The following is an 18,031-nucleotide window of genomic DNA, read 5'->3' on the forward strand; positions in this document are numbered from 1 at the left end:
TCCTTGTCTTCCATGCTTCATTTTCTTCCATGTTTCAGGTTGGGGTGCTCTTGCTGGTCCCGGAAAGATCATGGTTGCGACGACTGGGCCGGACCGGTGCAACCGGCGTCGCCAAGACCGGTGGAGCCGAGATCCCTCCGCATGGCCATGTCGAACAGGACCCGCTCGGTCTTCTTGTTGATGCCCAGCGCATCCCGTTTCGCCTCGATCTTGGCGATCATGGTCCTGGCGATCTCCACCGGGTCCTCGACCACGTTCCAGTGAGCCCCGTAAACGCCCATCAGGTCTTCAAGCAGATACTTGTTAAAGACCTTGGCCCCGGAGGTGGGCAGGCTCTGAAAAATTACCTGGGCCCCGCTGGCGACAAAGTACTGGCCGATGGCCACCGCCTTTTCACTCATCCACAGGGGCGCGGTGCCGATGGCGGGCAGGTCGGAGATGTCATCGCCCAGGCCGCCCTCGCGGACCATCTCGGTGGCTGCGATCAGGATCCGGCTGTTGTCCACGCAGGAACCCATGTGCAGCACCGGCGGCATGCCCACGGTTTCGCAGATCTCGGCCAGGCCCTTGCCGCAGAACTCCGCTGCCTCGGGCCGGAGCAGCCCGGCCTTGCCCAGGGAGGTTGCCGCGCAACCAGTGGCCAGCACCAGGACATTGTTTTTGATCAACTCCCGGGCAATGACCTCGTGGGAATCATCGGCCAGCTTGAAGTTGTCGCAGCCGACGATTATGCCGACGCCGCGGATCCGGCCGTTGATGATGTTGTCGTTCAAGGGCCGGTAGCTGGCCCGGAACCGGCCGCCCAGGATGTAGTTAATGGTCTCATGGCTGAAACCGACCACCACGTCTGTCTTTTCTTTTTCCGGAATATAAAATGCGTCCCGTTTCTTGTAATTGGCAATGGCGTGTCTGAGGATCCGCTTGGCTGATTCGAGCGGCTCATGTTCCTCGAACTGGATGTGAATCCCGCCCGGCATCTTGGCCCGGTAGTTGGTGGTGATGATGTCGGTATGGAAGTTTCCAGCCACCTCGGCCACCGACTGCATGACACACTGGACATCGACCACCATGGCCTCGATGGCGCCGGTGGCCAGGACCATTTCCTGCTGGACGAACCCGGCCGCCACCGGGATGCCGCGCCGCATCAGGATCTCGTTGCCGGTGCAGCAGACCCCGGCCAGGTTGATCCCCTTGGCGCCGGCCTTCTTGGCCAGGCCGAGGATCTCCTGGTCAGAGGCGGCAATACAGAGGGCCTCGGCCAGCAACGGCTCATGGCCGTGTACGGTAATATTGACCTGGTCCGGTTTAAGCACGCCCATATCGACTATCGCCCGGATCGGCACCGGGGTGCCGAACATGATGTCAGTGAGTTCAGTGGAAAGCATCGAGGCCCCCCAGCCGTCGGCCAGGGAACAGCGGGAGGCCTGGAGCAGGATGTTCTCATAGTCCTGATCCACGCCCATGTGGGTGCGGTGCATGGTCTCCACCACCTCACGGTCGATACCGCGGGGCTCAACACCAAGTTTCTTCCAGATGGCCTGGCGCTTGGCCGGGGCCCGCTTCAACATGGACAGCGGCGTGTTTTCCTGGTTGCCGAATTCAGCCAGGGCCTTTTGCCCCAGTTCCAGGGCAATATCCTTGACCTCCCGGTCCTCGGTCTTGATATCAAAGGTCTTGGCCAGCCTGATCAGCTTGTCCACGTCCTTGATCCGGTGCGGCCCTTCCCCGTTGGCGGTATCAATGAAACCCCGGACCATTTCCCGGGCATGATCGGTATGGGCCGCGGTGCCGGCGGCCACGATCCGGGCGAAATTCCGGGCCGCCACGGTATCAGCGGTGGCGCCGCAGACCCCGATCATCGATTCAACGCCGTCGATGATCTGGCAGGGTCCCATATTGCAGTGCCGGCAACAGGTGCCGCCGGCGCCGAACAGGCAGGTAGCCATGCCCCGGGCCTTGATCCGGTCATAGGCGGTCTTGACGTTTTTGGCCACATCCTGGGACAACACCGCCTTGGTGGAAACACAGGTGATGTCTGTACAGCCTTCGCACTCACTTCTCTTGATTGCCATTATTTCACCTCGTTCAAACAAGAATCAAATGCCGACACCCGGTTGTCGTCCTGTTACCGGACAGGTTCGGCATGGTCCGGCCCTGCCGGCCGGGTTAAACAAGTCCAGCGGCCTGCCTGGCGGCCTGGACCGTGTTTTTCATCAGCATGGTAATGGTCATCGGCCCGACACCGCCGGGAACCGGGGTGATGGCCGCGGCCTTTTCCTTGACCCCCTCAAAATCCACGTCACCGGCCAGGATGGCCTTGCCGGACTCGCTCTTGCCGATCCGGTTGACCCCCACATCGATGATCACCACCCCCTCCTTGACCATGTCGGCGGTAACCATCTTGGCAACCCCCACCGCGGCGATGATGATATCGGCCCGCCGGGTGTGGGCGGCCATATCCCTGGTCCGGGTGTGACAGAGGGTGATGGTGGCGTTGCCGGATTCACGCTTCTGGAGCATCAGGTTGGCAATCGGCTTGCCCACGATGTTGCTCCGGCCGAGGATCACCACCTCGGCGCCGCTGGTCTCAACGCCGCTCCGCTTGAGCAGTTCGAGGATGCCGTGGGGGGTGCAGGGCAGGAAGCATTGTTCGCCCAGGACCATCTTGCCGACATTGACCGGATGGAAGCCGTCCACATCCTTGTCCGGGTCAATGGCAAAGAGCACCTTGGCCTCGTTGATATGCTTGGGCAGCGGCAACTGGACCAGGATGCCGTTGATCTTGCCGTCCTTGTTGTACTTGTCGACAACGGCGAGCAGGTCCTCCTCGCTGGTATCAGCCGGCAGGGTGATCTGCTCGGAATGAATCCCCAGGGCATGGGCGGTCTTGTTCTTGGCGGAAACATAGGACTGGGAGGCCGGATCCTCGCCGACCAGGATGGTTACCAGCCCGGGGGTGATATTATGTTTTTCAATAAGTTCGGCAACCTCGACTTTCAATTCCTCGCGAATGGCCCTGGCCGTCTCGGTGCCGCTGATGATCTTGGCGGTCATGTGCAGTTTCCTCCGGATAAATTCGTAACTATGATTAAATACACCTATTAAGCAGACATGGTCTCCGGGACCGGCAAATGAATATCAGTTCACCTGCAACGGCAGAGACATGCGACAATTCCAGGAACGGAACCTTTAAAATTAACCAGTTTTTCACCTTTTTTCAAGAAAGGATTTTGAAAATCCGCCAAAGTTTTGCAGGATGGGGCGAGAGTGGTGACTTGTGGTTTCGGAAAGGAGGGTCCAAGGGCGATTTCGAATGAATTCACCACAAAGTACGGGCTCCCCTTTTTTTCCGAAGACGAGAAAAAGAAATCTATAGTCGCCTGGTAATATTATAAACCATACTAAAAACGGCATTGTCGGAAAACCAAGCGACAACACCGTATCCCTCTCAAACCTGAATGCATCCTTCAACGCCCCGGGCACAACGACCAGGGCATGGAACCCTAATGAACGTATTCGAATTGGCAAAATTCCTCAACTGAAAAATAGCTGAATGTCACCTGGGAACCAATGATGACTTTATCAACGGTTGTATCTCCGCCATGTCTGTGCTATACAGACAATCCGGTAAAAAAACGGCTGAAAGGCAAAAAAACTCCCGGGCAAACAGCTAGATTCGATGGATTTGTAAAAACCGGTTTTTGTCAGCGTTCACCATGGTTTCAAGGAGAAGATAATGCGGGAAAGGGTACAAGCTGCAATCGATAAAGTCCGGCCCGCCCTGCAGCGGGACGGCGGCGACGTTATTCTGATGGAGATCACGGATGACGGGGTGGTCAAGGTGCAGCTCACCGGCGCCTGCAAGGGCTGTCCCATGTCCCAGATGACCCTGAAACAGGGTATTGAACAGTTTGTCAGAAGCGAAGTGCCGGAGATCAAAGCCGTGGAATCGATCTGACCCCGGAAGCTGTTCCCTTCCCCCACCCGGGTACCTTGAGCCCCCTCCGGAAACGGGTGTTTCCGAAAGGTCATTTATGATATTTCTCACCGGCCTTAATGGTATGGGCGCGGTACAGCTGCTCCACCAGGAGCAGCCTGGCCATTTCATGGGTAAAGGTCATTGCCGACAGGGAAAGGACCAGGTCCGCCGCCTTGACAGCCGATGGCGCCAGCCCCAGGGCGCCGCCGATGAGAAAGGAGGCTGTCTTGATCCCCCTCCCCTCCCAACCGGTCAACCGGCCGGCCAGTTCCTCAGAGGAAAGCGGCCGGCCGCCGGGGTCCAGGGCCACGACCAGGCTGTTTTTTGAAACCGCGGCCAGCAGCACTTTGGTCTCGGCCTCGATCAAACGTGAATCAGGGTCGTTTTTCCTGACCCTGGGTTCTCGAATGGTCTTGATCTCCAGCCGGGTGTAGTGGCGGAGCCGCCTGGTAAAATCGTCTATTCCCGCGGCCAGGTACGGGGTCCTGGTCTTGCCGAGAAAGAGTAATTCCAGTTTCATCCCGGTCCACGCTGTTTTTGTCGGTCTCGTAAAAACATTCGAGACGGACGTGGGTCTTGTTGTAACTTGCTGATTCCGTTCAGTGGCATTTGAAACATTTCGGGTTGTTACGAGTTTGTCATTTTTCGGAAGAACCGTCCAGGGTGGCGGCGAATTTCGCCCGGAACTCCGGGTAACTCATGGACCGGTTGATTCCCGGGCAGGATTCCCGGATCGCGCTCAGGTTGGCCTCGTCCTTCAGAAGACTGGGGTGGAGCGGCCATTCCCGGCAGCGCCACGGCCTGCCCGGATGCACGGTACAGCCCTGGTCATAGAATATGCAGTGGCCGTCCCTGATCTTCATCTGGACGATGTTGCCGCTTATCCGCCAGAATTTTTCCGCCACCTCTTTCTCGCTCATGCCCAGATGGGCGCACATCCGCCCGCGGTCCGCCTCGTCCAGCGACACCGTGGTCTGGCCATGGCAGCAATAGCCGCATTGTTGGCACTCGAATATTTTTTCGTCCATGTTCACTCGGTGCCCTCTGCGTCCTCGGCGGTGAAATCAGACTTTTTTACGAGTCCGTCAAAAAATGATGAACTCGTAACAACCCGAAAGGCTTCAAATGCCACCCAATAAAATCAACAAGTTACAAGACGAATCACGTCCGTCGAGCGGGTTGTTGCGAGACCGACAAAAAATGAAGAGAAACGTGAGATTGCTCATGCCGAACCCACTACATCACCGAACAGGGTGATGTCGATTCCATATTGTTGCGCGGCCCGTTTCCATTTCATCTCATCCGGGGTCTTGAAAAGAATCTCGTTTTCAGCCGGCAGCACCAGCCAGCCGTCCACAATGAGTTCGCTTTCCAGCTGGCCCGGGGCCCAGCCCGAATAGCCCAGGGTCAGCACATAGTCATCCGGCCCCTGGCCGAGCACTATATCCCTGAGAATCCGAGGCTCGGAGGAGAGACAGACCGTGCTGGTCACCTCCAGCCGGCTGGGCGCCTGGTAATCCGAAGAATAGAGGATAAAGACCGAGTTCAGCCCCACCGGACCGCCCATATAGACCGAGGGCAGGACCAGCCCTTCCGGGGCCTCGATATTGGCTGCCTGGAGGATCTCGGCAAAGCTTACGTCCGGTATGGGCTCGTTGACCACCAGGCCCATGGCCCCGCCCTCGGTATGGGCGCAGATATACACCACCCGCTGCTGGAAACGCGGGTCCGGCATCCGGGGCGTGGAGATGAGAAAATATCCCTGTAGACTTTCCATGATCGGCAACTCTTGTTTTGCGGGACGCAAGGCCCGTTGATTCTTATCGGTTCCGAAAGACTAGCATTGGAGACAATCCCCGGTCAAGATCGAAACAGTGGCGTGACCACTGAACAGTCGGAATCCGTGCTGCGATCTTGCATCTGGACGCAGGAAAGGTATATTCTGCGTATGCAGTTATATATTCCGAATCTGCAGCACTGCTGAACGGTTACCGGCCGAGGGGATCTGCTCCTTTTGTGTCCCCTGGTGAACACTTACAAAATACCGAGGTCAAGATGGCCGCAATCTCAATCGAAACAGAACTGGAACGGCTCCTGCGGGCCGACCAGCATGATCCCTTCCAGGTGCTGGGATTTCATTTTGTCGAACAACCGGCCGGGGCCGCGATTATCCGCGCCTTTCAACCCCAGGCCCAGTCCCTGCGCCTGCTGGCCTTTGACAAAAGCCTGGAGATGGAAAAAACCCGGCCCGAGGGATTGTTTGAAATCACGATCCCGGACTGTAGCGAGCCCTTTGCCTACCGGTTGGCGGCCGGTTATCACAACGGCGAAGTCCATGAGTTTGTCGACCCCTACCGGTTCCTGCCCCAGCTGGGCGAGATCGACCGCTATCTCTTTAACAGCGGCACCCATTATGAACTCTACAACCGGATGGGGGCCCACCTGGCCCTGGTGGATGATGTCAGCGGCGTCCTTTTCCGGGTATGGGCTCCCTCGGCCCGCCGGGTAAGCGTGATCGGCAACTTCAACGGCTGGGACGGCCGGATCCATCAGATGCGGATTCTGGGTTCATCCGGGATCTGGGAGTTGTTCATCCCCGGGCTGGCTGAAAACGAAATCTATAAATTCGAGATCCTGACCCGGGACGGTCGGCTGCTGGAAAAATCCGATCCCTTTCAATTCTTCGGCGAACTCCGGCCCCGGACCGCCTCCATGGTATTTGACCTCAGTGCCTATCAATGGCAGGACCGGCAATGGATGCAGGCCCGGGCCGGGGTCCTGCCCTATGACCGCCCTTTTTCCACCTACGAGGTCCATCTCGGCTCCTGGCAGCGCGACCCGGCCGACCCGGACCGGTTCCTCACCTATAAAGAGATAGCGGCCCGGTTGATCCCCTATGTCAAGGAGATGGGGTTCACCCATGTCGAGTTGATGCCGGTGATGGAGCACCCGCTGGACGAGTCATGGGGCTATCAGGTGACCGGGTATTACAGCGTAACCAGCCGCTACGGCCGGCCGGACGAATTCATGTACCTGGTCGACCAGTGCCACTGCAACGGGATCGGGGTCATCCTCGACTGGGTGCCGGCCCATTTTCCAACCGATTCGCACAGCATCGCCCGGTTCGACGGCACTGCGCTCTACGAACACGAGGACCCGCGCCAGGGGTCCCACCCGGAATGGGGCACCCTGATCTTTAACTACGGCCGCAAGGAGACCAGCAATTTTCTCATTGCCAATGCCCTGTTCTGGTTCGACAAGTTTCATATCGACGGGCTCAGGGTGGATGCGGTGGCCTCAATGCTCTATCTCGACTACTCCCGCAAGGAAGGTGAATGGCTGCCCAACCGTTACGGGGGCCGGGAGAATATCGAGGCGATCGAGTTCCTCAAACACCTGAACAGCGTGGTCTACCAGCGGTTCCCCAACGTGCTGATGATCGCCGAGGAGTCGACCAGTTTCTTCGGGGTTTCAAAATCGACCGACCAGGGCGGCCTGGGTTTCGGTTTTAAATGGAACATGGGCTGGATGAACGATACCCTGAGCTATTTCAGCAAGGATCCGCTGTACCGCAAATACCACCACAATGCGCTGACCTTTTCCCTTTACTACGCCTTTTCCGAAAACTTTATCCTGCCGCTCTCCCATGACGAGGTGGTGCACGGCAAACGCTCGCTGCTCGACCGGATGCCGGGCGATATCTGGCAGCAGTTCGCCAACCTGCGCCTGCTCTACCTGTATCTCTGGACCCACCCCGGCAAAAAACTGCTCTTCATGGGCAACGAGTTCGGACAGTGGTCGGAATGGTACTGCAAGACCAGCCTGGACTGGCACCTGATCGAGCAGGAGCCCCTGCACGGCCAGGTCAAGGAGTTTGTCAAGGAACTGAACCGGTTCTACCGGGACAACCCGGCCCTGTGGGAGGTTGATTTCTCTGATCAGGGGTTCCGCTGGATGGACTTCCAGGATGCGGACAACTCGGTCATCGTCTTTGTCCGGTTTGCCAGGGACCAGCGGGACCACCTGGTCTGCGCGCTCAACTTCACCCCCCAGACCCTGGATGATTACAAGATCGGAGTACCTGCCAACCGGCACTACCAGGTGGTATTCAACTCCGATGCCTCTTTTTTCGGCGGCAGCAATAACGGCGCCCACGGCCACAAGGCCCCGGTCCCGGAACCATGGGGCGAGGCGCCCTTTCATCTGACCGCCACTGTACCGCCCCTGGGCGGCATTATCCTGAAACCGATGAACACGGATAAATGAAGAAAAATCCACCGCAGAGGGCGCAGAGGACGCAAGGTTAACCAAATAAAATGATACCCTCTCTGCGTCCTCTGCGGTAAAATCTTACAGGGTCGTTCCCCGGACCCGTTGAGGAGGAAAAAAATGACCCCGACCAGCGATCTGCAACCAAGCGGTGAAAGAATCCGTCAGGCCCTCTGCTGGGTCAGCGATATCCTGGCGGCCTATCCGGAAAAAAAGCGGCGGGCAGTGCTCAAGGAGGCGGAGATCCGCTTTGATCTCACCCCGCGCGAATGCGAGTTCCTGAACAAGGAGTTTCCCGGCGCACCAGGTGAGATCGAAGCGGACAGATAACTCTACTTCTCTTCCGCCCTCTTTCGCTTCAAGGCATAGTTGGCCGCATTGAGGCCGGCGATACAGCCCTCGCCCACCGCCTTGGCCATCTGGTAGGGATGACCGGTAATATCGCCGGCCGCGTAGATTCCCGGAATATTGGTCTTCTGTTTCTTATCCGTGTTGATATGGGTAAAGGTCTCCATGTCGAGCTGGACCCCGAGGATGGTGGCCAGTTCAAGGGCGCCCTTGGCCCCCAGTTCGATAAACACCCCTTGCACCGCAATATTCCGTCCATCCTCGAGCAGGACCCCGGTCACCGCGTTCTCGCCGACAATTTCCTTGACCCAGTTGCCTTCCAGCACCGTTACCGGCCCGTCCACGAGCTTGTCCCGCAGTTTGCCGGACACTGACAGTTCCCTGGCTATCAAAAAAACCTCGGAGGCGTAGCCGGTCATGGTCAGGGCGCCGTCCACCGCCGCGCTCTCATTGCCGATAACCGCCACCGGCACGTTGCGGTAGAAATTGGCGTCGCAGTCCACGCAGTAACTGACCCCGCGGCCGGCCAGTTCTTTTTCACCCGCCACTTTCAGCTTTTTCCGGGAGGTGCCGGTGGTAAAGATAATCGTCCGGGCCGTGATCTTGCGGCCCGACTCCACCGCGATCGCGAACTTTTCATCCACCGCCTCGATATGCAGGACATCCTCGGGCCAGACCTGGGCCCCGAACCCCTTGACCTGCTCCAGGCCGATTTCCAGCAACTCCTTGCCCTCCCTGACCCCTTCAAGGCAGAGATAGTTCTCCACATGGGCCCGGTAGAGGCTGCTCTTTTCCAGCCGGCCGAGGACCAGGACCGCGGCCCTTTTCCGGACCGCATGGAGCGCGGCCTGGAGGCCGGCCGGGCCGGCGCCGATTATCACAACATCATAGATGTCCATTATGCTTGCTCCTTTAGCTTGATTTGCCGGTCTCGCAATAACCCGCGAGACGGACGTGTGTCATACGGAAAACAAAAAACTGGTTTACCGAAATGCCAGAGGGTACTTTAATGACTGTCGGGCCATGAATCAAGGTCGACAGGACCCATAAGATCGACTATAGTAGCGGCCTTTTGGATTTTCAGTCTTATTATCAAAAATATCCGGGCACTGCGAACCATCCGGAGTTTTTTTATTACTCACGACACGCCTATCATGGATACCTTTGCCCCAGAGCAACGAATCGTGATCACCGGCATCGGCCTGGCAGCGCCCAATGCCGACAACCTTCCCGAATACCGCGAGAAACTGCTGGCCGGCAAAAGCGAGATCCAGGAGATCGAGCTTCGCTTCATGGGCCCGGCACCGGCCGGGATCTGTTCCTTTGACGAGACCAGGTACCGCAAGAAAAAGGAAAACAAGCGCGGCACCCGGGCCGGCTGTCTCGGGGTCTACTGCGCCAACGAGGCCATAAACGACGCAGGGATCGATTTTTCCGAATATGACCGGAGCCGGACCGGGGTCTATATCGGCCTTACCGAACACGGCACCGTGGAGACGGAAAACGAGATCTATAATATCAGCCAGTTCGACTATAACACCGATTACTGGACCCATCACCATAACCCGCGCACAGTCCTGAACAACCCGGCCGGCGAGATCACCATGAACCTGGGGATCACCGGGCCCCATTATTCGGTGGGCGGGGCCTGTGCCGCCGGCAATGCGGCCCTGATCCAGGGGGTGCAGATGCTCCGCCTGGGCGAGGTGGACATGGCCCTGTCCGGCGGGATCTCCGAATGCACCGGCTCCTTTGGAATCTTTGCCAGCTTCAAGGCCCAGGGCGCCCTGGCCATGCACCAGGACCCGACCAGGGCCAGCCGGCCCTTTGATCTGCAACGAAACGGGATCGTGGTCTCCGAGGGGGCCTGCGTCTATACCCTGGAACGGCTCGACCGGGCCCTGGCCCGGGGCGTTGAGAGAATATACGGTGAGATCGTCGGTTACGGGATGAACTCCGATGCCCGCGACTTTGTCCTGCCCTACGGGCCGCGCCAGGCCCAGTGCATGGAACTGGCGCTGAAGCGGGCCGGGCTTCGGCCCGGGGAGATCGATATCATCAACACCCATGCCACCGGCACCAAGCAGGGGGATATTGAGGAGTGCTCGGCAATAAGAACGGTATTCGGCAACAGCGCCAGGACCCATGTAAATAACACCAAAAGCATCATCGGCCATGCCATGGGCGCGGCCGGGGTTCTCGAACTGGCCGGCAACCTGCCCTCTTTCATTGACAACCAGGTACACCCGACCATCAATGTGGATGAACTCGACCCGGACTGCGACCTTACCAATCTGGTGATCAACCGGCCCAAAAAACTGGACCGGATCGAGACCATCCTTAACAACTCATTCGGCATGGTGGGGATCAACTCGGTGGTCATCGTCAGGAAGTACACCCGGGACTGACCAGCAGGGCCGGACCATGACCGGCCGGCCATAACAAAATAATCGAAAACGTCACTCCGGCATGGCAAGGACCGCGCCTGGCGGCGACCTTCACATAAATCTTGCCTCAAACCGGACCCCTTCCGAATCGAATACCAGGTTGGACAGCATGCGCAACACCCCTCCCCCATCCACCAAGACCAGGAAATGGCTCCTCTACGCCATCCTGACCCTGTTCATCGCCATTTTCGCGGCCCGGCTTTTTGAGCGGCCCCGGCACGACATTGATGCGGAACCGCGGCCAGTGGTGGCCCGGGGCGATCTGGCCGCTGATGAGAGGAACACCATTGACATCTTCAAGTCAGCCTCCCCCTCGGTGGTCTATATCACCACCACCGAACTGCGACGCGGCCTTTTCAGTCTGAACGTCTATGAGATTCCCCAGGGCACGGGGTCTGGTTTTGTCTGGGACAAGGAAGGAAGAATCGTCACCAACTTTCACGTGATCGGCGAGGCCAGCCGGGTGGAGGTGACCCTGGCCGATCAATCCACCTGGGAGGGCAAACTGGTCGGCGCGGCGCCGGACAAGGATATCGCCGTCCTGCAGATCACAGCGCCGAAAGACAAGCTCCACCCCATTTCCATCGGCGATTCCAGAAATCTGCAGGTCGGCCAGAAGGTCTTTGCCATCGGCAACCCCTTTGGCCTGGACCACACGATCACCGCGGGAATCGTCAGTGCCCTGGGCCGCGAGATCAAGGCGGTTACCGGCAGAACGATCCAGGATGTGATCCAGACCGATGCGGCGATCAACCCGGGCAATTCAGGCGGACCGCTGCTTGACAGCGCCGGCCGGTTGATCGGGGTCAATACCGCTATCTTCAGCCCGTCCGGGGCCAATTCAGGGATCGGTTTTGCCGTGCCGGTGGAAGGGGTGAACCGGGTGGCAACGGAACTTATCCGCCATGGCCGCCTGATCCGGCCCGGCATGGGGATCCAGGTAGCCAACCAACGTATCGTCCGCCGGTTGAAAATCAAGGGGGTGCTGATCGTCAGGGTGCAGAAGAACGGCGCCGCGGACCGGGCCGGACTGATCGGCACCCGGGAAGTGCGCGGCAATATTGTTCTCGGCGATATCATCCAGTCGATCAACGGTCAGCGGGTGCTTAATTACGACGACCTGCGCAACGAACTGGACCAATACAAGATCAACGACACGGTCACCGCGGGCATCCTCCGGGGCAGCAAGAGGATGTCCGTGGAGGTTACACTGGAAGCCATCGAATAGAACGCTCTCCTGCCGGTGTTGAGCCGACGGGGCAGGAAACAGCCGGACACCAGTCGCCGGGCTGCTCAACCGCAATATTTTTCAAATCAAATTGAGTAAGAAAATAGGAGGCATGGGTTGCCAGAACCACCTGCGTTCTTCTGGAGGCCCCCTCTCAAATAGACCTGCCAGAATTGGCAAGGTGCGCGGATGAACTCCCTGATCAGGTTCATCAATACAGATCAAGGTCGGAGGAGTCGGCATTACGCATAAGGTCGCCCAGGCAATAAACCGAAGTGTGCCGTCGGATAAATCGGCCAAGCTCAAATCCGTATCAATATTGTTCTCCCGCCAGAAGGCAATGACTTCACCGGGACCGCAATCAAAAGACTCCTCCTTTCCTTATATCCTGCTTCCTTCCCATGCGGTATTTGATGTCGTAGTTGACATTAATGTCCAGTTCGCTTTGCCCTCCCTGGACTTCGGCAACAAGGCGCCTGAGTTCTTCACGGATCATGCCGCGATTCCCTCATGGTTTGACTCCCCGGCCTGAAGCCGTGTTTGGCCGATTACTGTGTAAGGTTTCCTTGCTTCCCCGGAATCATGCGGTTCCCTATCACGGCTGTTTTCAATACTTGATGAACTCGTAACAACCCGAAAGGCTTCAAATGCCACCCAATAAAATCAACAAGTTACAAGACGAATCACGTCCGTCGAGCGGGTTGTTGCGAGACCGACAATACTTGAGAAAAGCATAATTTCATGGACGTCCCTCTCGTAACTCTCGTCCCTCTTGTAACTCTCGCGAGCGCCATTGGAGATATCAGTGAGGCGCTTTGCTGCCGGCGATACCATTAAGCCATTTGGCAAACACAGGATCGACCACCTTCCAGGTTCCGCTCTCTTTCGCCTGTTCAATGAAATCTTCTTTTTTGAGCCTATCGCGGGCAAATTGCACAGAACTCGTGGGCAGACCGCACTTGCTGATGAATTCACCGGACAGCATTTCCTTGGTCGATGATTGGGCAAGGGTGCGAAGGACCCGCACTTGCGGAATGGTCAACTGGGATAGGACCGCTTCAAAGGCGTACCGCTCCGCATCGATCACCTGTTCCAGCGCCCGCTTCACATCTTCTTGTAAGAATTCGTCCTTTTCGAGGTCATAGACTTCTCTGGCCAGTCGTTGTACGTAATAGGGATGCTGCTCAACCTTCAAGGAGATTTCCGCGCAGAGTTCATCAGGACAGTCTTTTCCCTCCTTAGCGAAAAGCTCGGACAGGAAGGCAACAAGATCCTCGTGGGGAAGAGGAGGGAGTTCCATATTGATTGCTGATTGAAAAAAAGGCCTCTTCCGCTCGGAAAACATGGCCCTGAGAATACCCCTCCGGCTGCCGAGAAAAAAGAACGAGGCCTTTAGCCCCTGGATCTTGCCGCGCATGATCCCCTCGATTTGTGCAGATTCCTTAAGCCTGGTGATTTCCTGAAATTCATCCAGCACAAAGTTTACCCGATAGCCTGACTTCGCGGTAAACTCGGCCAGTTCGCCCAGGATACGTTCAAGTAGCTCCATCGGTTTTTCCGTCGAAGCGGGCTCTACGCCGACGGAGACGCCATCTTCCGTAGGTCTGAATACCGGGCGGAACGAACTGAAATATTTAAGAAGCCTTTTTCCCTTCGCCAGCAACGACTCCCGGGCATGGATGGCCCCCAGTATGCTTCGGGCCATTCGGGAGGCGGCATCCAGGACCGAGTCTACACCGAAGAACTGGCAGTAAATAGTCACATACCCTTGTCTTGCGAGCATCGCCTGGATCCGGAGGGCCAGTGACGTTTTCCCATAGCGGCGGGGAGAAAGAAGCACGATATTCGTGCCGCTTTCAGCACAGGAAAGCAACCGGCGTATTTCCTCCTGCCTGTCGCAAAAGGGGCTGTCCGGCGGAAGGGTCTCAATGAGAAAAGGATTGGGCATTGCAATCTCCTCGTTACAAGCATCCCGTTACACGATTCTTGTAATGCATTGCCAGGCAGTGGTCAAGGATAAAAATAGAGAATAGGTGAAGGTTATGCGTGCAACAGGCGTCGCTGAAGGAGCGTCTGCATGTCACGACGTCCATCGGCAATCAGGGGGAGACATAGACGTTGTTCTCTACTACTCTACCCCGTCCCCGCTCTGAGGACATCTGCGGTTATATTGTATATGCTATGCCCCCTGCTGAGAAACAAAACAGTAGAGTTTGTCATCAGTAGTCAATAGCGTTTTCCCCGAAGCAGGTCAAAAATAAATCCGACCCCTTTTCGTTCCGCTCCAACTCTCTAAACCACGACAATTCAACGAATTCAACAACGGACTCCTCACTCACACCGGTTTATACGTTGAGACTTTTTTGCCAAGGGACATAGCTTGCTTCAAGAGTTGGGCCACTTTTCCTCCAGGGTGTGCGTAAGGGACAAACAGCTCCTCGGCCAATGCGGCAACAAAGGTATTTCGTTCAACTCCCAATGTAAGCGTCGGACGCCGGTGTTTATTTGGAAAAGGTGAGACCACCAGCAATCTTCCCTCAGCCAATGATTTTCTCCAAACCTTAGGTATGCGCATATGCTCTATGCCACGGGCCGGACAGATTACCAAGGGCTGTGTGCCTCTTAACAGAAAGTCCAGACACTCCTTTTCCATAGGTGAATGAAAACCGCCGATAACCACTGTCCCATTATCCCGCCACGATCTGGCCAGGTCGTAAGTTTTCAAGATAATGTCACCCGGGCATCTGGTTGAGCAGAAAAAGCCTAATAACTTATGCTGGAGAATATCAATATTACCGATAGCCCAAATTTTATGAGGAGGAGGAAGCAGGTTACTGTCCTGCAATTTCGAAGGATATACAGGATTATTGAAAGCTATAGTGTTTACCTGAACCGTCATTGACTCTGTCACCATTTTATTCTATCCCAAGGCCTTAAGGATAGATTTCTAATGTAGATGCTATATCCAGAATTTATCCAGAAAATTCTTGGTAAATTCTGGATATAAAAATTGCTCGGGGTAGGTGGGATCTGCGATGTCAATGACTATCACTTGGCTGTTTTATTCTTACTTTGCCAATGAAACTCTTCCAATAACACCGTTTCTGTAAATAGAATTCTATTAGCGGACAATTGCTAATAGAATCGCTAATAGATTCCCCTTAAGACAAGGCATAACGCGCCCATCGGAGTTTCCCCTCTCGTCTCAGTACCCCAGCATGAGTCATTCTTTTCAGCAGATATGAGGCCCTGGTCATATCTACTCCCAGCAACTCTCTGCATTCAGCATTGTTAATGGAACCATGCTCCCGGACATGGGCAATAATTCTTTCTTCGCCGCTTTGCGGCGGCTGTTGCTCGACCGGTAGTTTATGAGGTACGTTCAGGGTGTAGCTGGTACCCCGACCTACGCCTTGTTGTTCTACTAAGCCGGCCTGGGCCAGACCCCGCAGTTCCTGGCCGGCAACGATAGTATCGACCCTGTTCAGCCGCCTGTAGTCGCTGTTGGTGATTTTCCCGTGATGCCTCAGATAGATGAGGGTGAGGCGTTGCCGGTCGTTCAGAGCATGGTCGGCAAATTGATTAAGCCAGGAAATGGCTTCCGGTGACATCAATGTGTGGTTATGAAAAGTTATCCTGAAAGAAGAACGCCAGTCGTCAAAACGGGGAGGTTCCAGATTGGCGGTTCGAAGCGCATGGAGCATGGCCTTGATACCGCTGCCGCGATTCTCCACAATATGCATATCTTCCATCATCCGCATAAGCCGGGCATTTCGCGTGGAGTGTTCTTCGTCAATATTGTCGGTCTCGCAACAACCCGCTCGACGGACGTGATTCGTCTTGTAACTTGTTGATTTTATTGGGTGGCATTTGAAGCCTTTCGGGTTGTTACGAGTTCATCAATATTATCAACCGTTACATTTCCAAAAAGACCTCCAGGGCTTGAAACTTCCAGACGGTTTGCGAACATGCGAATCTGGATGTAACTGCCCCGGACATGCGAGCTGTAATCACGGTGCGCCACCGCATTGGCAATGGCTTCCCGCAAGGCTTCCTGTGGATACTCCGGGATATCGCGGCGGAACATACCCTCAATAAGAGAGGCCTTACGCATCGATCCCATCACATAACTTTCAGCAGCGGCAACCATCTCGGGCACAGGGCCTTCAAACGTCCGGTTATCCACGAACCGGGCGCCCTGCGGAGTCCGCTCGTCATCGGTTGTGCCGTAGTATTGAATAAAGGTAATTGTGAGTTGGGGGAGAAATTCCTGGGGGTATTTTCCGAACATGAGAAGCCCTGCCAATGTTGGCCGGAATGTCTCCCCATCCCGACCAATTACACGCAGGCGGGCAAGGACTTCTTCTTTCCGCCCTTGTAAGAAGGTGGCTCTTGGCCTGGTACGGCGCAGATTATCGAGATATTGATTCAGGAGCGAGTCATCGAGATCTTCGATATGAGCATTTTTGATTATGTCTTCATCGTGGGTCGGCTGTCCCCGACTGCTCATATAACCGAAGACTTCGTAGTCGGTCATCCGGCGGTTGGTGTTCCCGACACGGATGTACGAGCCTTTCTGCAAGCCCGCACTTTTATAGAAGCACGGTTTCCGATCAACGGGAATCTCCTCGATGGTTACCGCCACTATTGTCTGGTCATCAATCTCATCGATTATAAATTCAGGCCGCAATGCCGGCTCCATTTCATGGGCTGCCAAAAGGGTTAACTCTTCCTGCAACCGATGGGCATCACCCACACCGACTATGGAAAAGTCGCTGGTTTCGTCCAAGCCGAACAGGATCACACCGCCACCTGTCCGGTTGGCAAAAGCAGAAAGCGGCTCAAACAATCGCCTGGGCGTCCCGCCCCGAGCCGCCTTGACCTCAAGGTTGTCGAGTTCAGTCTGCTGCCTCTGCACAGAGGCTATGAGTTGGTGTAATTCTTCCCGTGTCATGACTGTAAATAAAAAACCTCGGCCTCCTATAGCAGCCAAATCAACAAATCAGCCTCGGCTTGGGTAAGCATCAAAAAATCCTCATTTAATTAATGCCGATGCGGTATTTGTTGTCGCAGTTGATGATGGGGTTCAGTTCTTCGTCCGTGAAGTTGTCAAGCCGTGCTTGGATACGGTCGATTCGGTCGATAAATTGTCTACCCGGTTTCACCAGCGCCCCTACCGCTACCGTACTACGATATTTTGTGTTTGGATCACCTTTCCAAACCCAAAACGTTCAGAAAATCCCCATAAAATATCTTCTTATTACAATATATTACATGCTTATTATGATCTTTTCGCCCAAATGTTTTGGGGATTCGCAGGGCAAAATCCCCAAAACTCCGATATCCTGTCCTATGATTCCCCGCCGTCCGGTCCAGGGAACCACAGCGCCCCCCGTTTTTACTCTGCCATCCGGATGATGGATTTCTTTGTTATTATGGTCGTACACCAAACGATATTTTGCAGGGTAAAGGGTTAACCGGCCGCTGTCCCGCAACTCACGCAGGATCTGGCCCGGAAGTTCAACAGGCTCGCCCTTCGGGTCTGTCAGCACAATCAACAAATCAGCCTCGGTTTGGGTAAGCATCAAACAGCCCTCATTTCAGTTTATGCCCATGCGGTACTTGATGTCGTAGTTGATGATGAAGTCTGGTTCTTCGTCCGTGAAGCTGTCAAGCCGGGCTTGGATACGGTCGATTCGGTCAGTTGTTTGTTCGACTTCGTGCTCATTTCTCGAATGCAAAGATGACAGGCTTGTTCCT

Annotated in this window: 16 protein-coding genes; 5 read left to right on the forward strand and 11 right to left on the reverse strand. The window is 55.8% G+C overall.

Annotation, left to right across the window (positions count from 1 at the left end):
* Positions 1–68: 68 nt before the first annotated feature.
* Both cooS and L3J03_00985 read right to left on the reverse strand, forming a co-directional pair.
* Positions 69–2,072, reverse strand: a complete 2,004-nt coding sequence (gene cooS / locus L3J03_00980; GenBank protein ID MCF6289568.1) for an anaerobic carbon-monoxide dehydrogenase catalytic subunit — start codon at positions 2,070–2,072, stop codon at positions 69–71.
* A gap of 94 nt (positions 2,073–2,166) precedes the next feature.
* Positions 2,167–3,054, reverse strand: a complete 888-nt coding sequence (locus L3J03_00985) for a bifunctional 5,10-methylene-tetrahydrofolate dehydrogenase/5,10-methylene-tetrahydrofolate cyclohydrolase (protein ID MCF6289569.1) — start codon at positions 3,052–3,054, stop codon at positions 2,167–2,169.
* 682 nt (positions 3,055–3,736) lie between these two features.
* On the opposite strand from L3J03_00985, the gene L3J03_00990 reads away from it, so the two are divergent.
* Complete coding sequence (locus L3J03_00990) at positions 3,737–3,958, forward strand: NifU family protein (GenBank protein MCF6289570.1); 222 nt, start codon at positions 3,737–3,739, stop codon at positions 3,956–3,958.
* 70 nt (positions 3,959–4,028) lie between these two features.
* On the opposite strand, the gene L3J03_00995 is transcribed toward L3J03_00990, so the two are convergent.
* The 3 genes from L3J03_00995 to L3J03_01005 all read right to left on the reverse strand — a co-directional run bounded on the left by L3J03_00995 (position 4,029) and on the right by L3J03_01005 (position 5,756).
* Positions 4,029–4,499 (reverse strand): 23S rRNA (pseudouridine(1915)-N(3))-methyltransferase RlmH, encoded by a 471-nt coding sequence (locus tag L3J03_00995; protein MCF6289571.1) that lies wholly within the window; start codon positions 4,497–4,499, stop codon positions 4,029–4,031.
* Between the two features lie 118 nt (positions 4,500–4,617).
* On the reverse strand, positions 4,618–5,007 hold the full coding sequence (locus L3J03_01000; GenBank protein MCF6289572.1) for a YkgJ family cysteine cluster protein: 390 nt from the start codon (positions 5,005–5,007) through the stop codon (positions 4,618–4,620).
* Positions 5,008–5,201: 194 nt separating this feature from the next.
* Entirely contained in the window at positions 5,202–5,756 is a 555-nt protein-coding gene (locus tag L3J03_01005) for a YqgE/AlgH family protein (GenBank protein ID MCF6289573.1), read from the reverse strand.
* Between the two features lie 278 nt (positions 5,757–6,034).
* On the opposite strand from L3J03_01005, the gene glgB reads away from it, so the two are divergent.
* On the forward strand, positions 6,035–8,245 hold the full coding sequence (glgB, locus tag L3J03_01010; protein ID MCF6289574.1) for a 1,4-alpha-glucan branching protein GlgB: 2,211 nt from the start codon (positions 6,035–6,037) through the stop codon (positions 8,243–8,245).
* Between the two features lie 123 nt (positions 8,246–8,368).
* Positions 8,369–8,578, forward strand: coding sequence for a hypothetical protein (locus L3J03_01015; protein MCF6289575.1), 210 nt, complete (start codon positions 8,369–8,371; stop codon positions 8,576–8,578).
* Between the two features lie 2 nt (positions 8,579–8,580).
* On the opposite strand, the gene L3J03_01020 is transcribed toward L3J03_01015, so the two are convergent.
* Positions 8,581–9,495, reverse strand: coding sequence for an FAD-dependent oxidoreductase (locus tag L3J03_01020; GenBank protein MCF6289576.1), 915 nt, complete (start codon positions 9,493–9,495; stop codon positions 8,581–8,583).
* A gap of 255 nt (positions 9,496–9,750) precedes the next feature.
* Here L3J03_01020 and L3J03_01025 point away from each other — a divergent pair, with 255 nt between their 5' ends.
* Positions 9,751–11,004: a beta-ketoacyl-[acyl-carrier-protein] synthase family protein gene (locus tag L3J03_01025; protein ID MCF6289577.1), complete on the forward strand. Its 1,254-nt coding sequence runs from the start codon at positions 9,751–9,753 to the stop codon at positions 11,002–11,004.
* A gap of 148 nt (positions 11,005–11,152) precedes the next feature.
* A complete protein-coding gene (locus tag L3J03_01030) occupies positions 11,153–12,271 on the forward strand; it encodes a trypsin-like peptidase domain-containing protein (GenBank protein ID MCF6289578.1) in 1,119 nt (372 codons plus the stop codon).
* A gap of 802 nt (positions 12,272–13,073) precedes the next feature.
* Here L3J03_01030 and L3J03_01035 read toward each other — a convergent pair.
* The 5 genes from L3J03_01035 to L3J03_01055 all read right to left on the reverse strand — a co-directional run bounded on the left by L3J03_01035 (position 13,074) and on the right by L3J03_01055 (position 17,856).
* Complete coding sequence (locus tag L3J03_01035) at positions 13,074–14,219, reverse strand: hypothetical protein (protein MCF6289579.1); 1,146 nt, start codon at positions 14,217–14,219, stop codon at positions 13,074–13,076.
* Between the two features lie 387 nt (positions 14,220–14,606).
* Entirely contained in the window at positions 14,607–15,170 is a 564-nt protein-coding gene (locus L3J03_01040) for a DNA-processing protein DprA (GenBank protein ID MCF6289580.1), read from the reverse strand.
* A 262-nt stretch (positions 15,171–15,432) separates the two neighbouring features.
* Positions 15,433–16,032, reverse strand: coding sequence for a hypothetical protein (locus L3J03_01045; protein ID MCF6289581.1), 600 nt, complete (start codon positions 16,030–16,032; stop codon positions 15,433–15,435).
* A 95-nt stretch (positions 16,033–16,127) separates the two neighbouring features.
* On the reverse strand, positions 16,128–17,225 hold the full coding sequence (locus L3J03_01050; protein ID MCF6289582.1) for a putative DNA binding domain-containing protein: 1,098 nt from the start codon (positions 17,223–17,225) through the stop codon (positions 16,128–16,130).
* Positions 17,226–17,541: 316 nt separating this feature from the next.
* A complete protein-coding gene (locus L3J03_01055) occupies positions 17,542–17,856 on the reverse strand; it encodes a hypothetical protein (protein MCF6289583.1) in 315 nt (104 codons plus the stop codon).
* Positions 17,857–18,031 lie beyond the last annotated feature (175 nt).

The sequence above is a fragment of the Desulfobacterales bacterium genome, assembly GCA_021647905.1.
Lineage (GTDB): Bacteria > Desulfobacterota > Desulfobulbia > Desulfobulbales > BM004 > JAKITW01.

What these genes read in the sequence shown, in the direction of transcription:
- cooS (MCF6289568.1), bottom strand. Translation starts at nt 2,072, where the DNA reads ATGGCAATCAAGAGAAGTGAGTGCGAAGGCTGTACAGACATCACCTGT.
- L3J03_00985 (MCF6289569.1), bottom strand. Translation starts at nt 3,054, where the DNA reads ATGACCGCCAAGATCATCAGCGGCACCGAGACGGCCAGGGCCATTCGC.
- L3J03_00990 (MCF6289570.1), top strand. Translation starts at nt 3,737, where the DNA reads ATGCGGGAAAGGGTACAAGCTGCAATCGATAAAGTCCGGCCCGCCCTG.
- L3J03_00995 (MCF6289571.1), bottom strand. Translation starts at nt 4,499, where the DNA reads ATGAAACTGGAATTACTCTTTCTCGGCAAGACCAGGACCCCGTACCTG.
- L3J03_01000 (MCF6289572.1), bottom strand. Translation starts at nt 5,007, where the DNA reads ATGGACGAAAAAATATTCGAGTGCCAACAATGCGGCTATTGCTGCCAT.
- L3J03_01005 (MCF6289573.1), bottom strand. Translation starts at nt 5,756, where the DNA reads ATGGAAAGTCTACAGGGATATTTTCTCATCTCCACGCCCCGGATGCCG.
- glgB (MCF6289574.1), top strand. Translation starts at nt 6,035, where the DNA reads ATGGCCGCAATCTCAATCGAAACAGAACTGGAACGGCTCCTGCGGGCC.
- L3J03_01015 (MCF6289575.1), top strand. Translation starts at nt 8,369, where the DNA reads ATGACCCCGACCAGCGATCTGCAACCAAGCGGTGAAAGAATCCGTCAG.
- L3J03_01020 (MCF6289576.1), bottom strand. Translation starts at nt 9,495, where the DNA reads ATGGACATCTATGATGTTGTGATAATCGGCGCCGGCCCGGCCGGCCTC.
- L3J03_01025 (MCF6289577.1), top strand. Translation starts at nt 9,751, where the DNA reads ATGGATACCTTTGCCCCAGAGCAACGAATCGTGATCACCGGCATCGGC.
- L3J03_01030 (MCF6289578.1), top strand. Translation starts at nt 11,153, where the DNA reads ATGCGCAACACCCCTCCCCCATCCACCAAGACCAGGAAATGGCTCCTC.
- L3J03_01035 (MCF6289579.1), bottom strand. Translation starts at nt 14,219, where the DNA reads ATGCCCAATCCTTTTCTCATTGAGACCCTTCCGCCGGACAGCCCCTTT.
- L3J03_01040 (MCF6289580.1), bottom strand. Translation starts at nt 15,170, where the DNA reads ATGACGGTTCAGGTAAACACTATAGCTTTCAATAATCCTGTATATCCT.
- L3J03_01045 (MCF6289581.1), bottom strand. Translation starts at nt 16,032, where the DNA reads ATGCGGATGATGGAAGATATGCATATTGTGGAGAATCGCGGCAGCGGT.
- L3J03_01050 (MCF6289582.1), bottom strand. Translation starts at nt 17,225, where the DNA reads ATGACACGGGAAGAATTACACCAACTCATAGCCTCTGTGCAGAGGCAG.
- L3J03_01055 (MCF6289583.1), bottom strand. Translation starts at nt 17,856, where the DNA reads ATGCTTACCCAAACCGAGGCTGATTTGTTGATTGTGCTGACAGACCCG.